The following is a 734-nucleotide window of genomic DNA, read 5'->3' on the forward strand; positions in this document are numbered from 1 at the left end:
AGAGCAACATGTCTTCACTGAGACAAATCGCGTTCTACGGCAAGGGTGGCATCGGCAAGTCGACCACCTCGCAGAACACGCTGGCGGCGCTGGCCGAAATGGGCCACAAGATCCTGATCGTGGGCTGCGATCCCAAGGCGGACTCGACCCGCCTGATCCTGCACGCGAAAGCACAGGACACGATTTTGAGCCTGGCGGCGAGTGCCGGCAGCGTCGAGGACCTTGAACTCGAGGACGTCATGAAGATCGGGTATCAGGACATCCGCTGCGTCGAGTCGGGTGGTCCGGAGCCGGGCGTCGGCTGCGCTGGCCGCGGAGTCATCACCTCGATCAACTTCCTGGAAGAGAACGGCGCCTATGAGAACATCGACTACGTCTCCTATGATGTGCTCGGCGACGTCGTCTGCGGCGGTTTTGCGATGCCGATCCGCGAGAATAAGGCGCAGGAAATCTACATCGTCATGTCCGGCGAGATGATGGCAATGTATGCCGCCAATAACATTTCCAAGGGCATTTTGAAGTATGCCAACTCTGGTGGCGTGCGGCTCGGCGGCCTGATCTGCAACGAGCGACAGACAGATAAGGAGCTGGAACTGGCGGAGGCGCTCGCCAAGAAGCTCGGCACCCAGCTGATCTATTTCGTGCCGCGCGACAACGTCGTGCAGCACGCGGAGCTGCGCCGCATGACCGTGCTGGAGTATGCGCCGGAGTCCCAGCAAGCCGATCACTATCGC

At 60.5% G+C, this 734-nt stretch carries 1 protein-coding gene; it reads left to right on the forward strand.

Annotated features, from left to right (window positions below):
- Positions 1-8 precede the first annotated feature (8 nt).
- Positions 9-734, forward strand: a 726-nt coding sequence (gene nifH / locus ACZYOF_RS44135; protein ID WP_463332016.1) for a nitrogenase iron protein, incomplete at its 3' end; no start/stop codon positions are given.

The sequence above is a fragment of the Bradyrhizobium sp. LeoA1Lang genome (assembly GCF_055413685.1).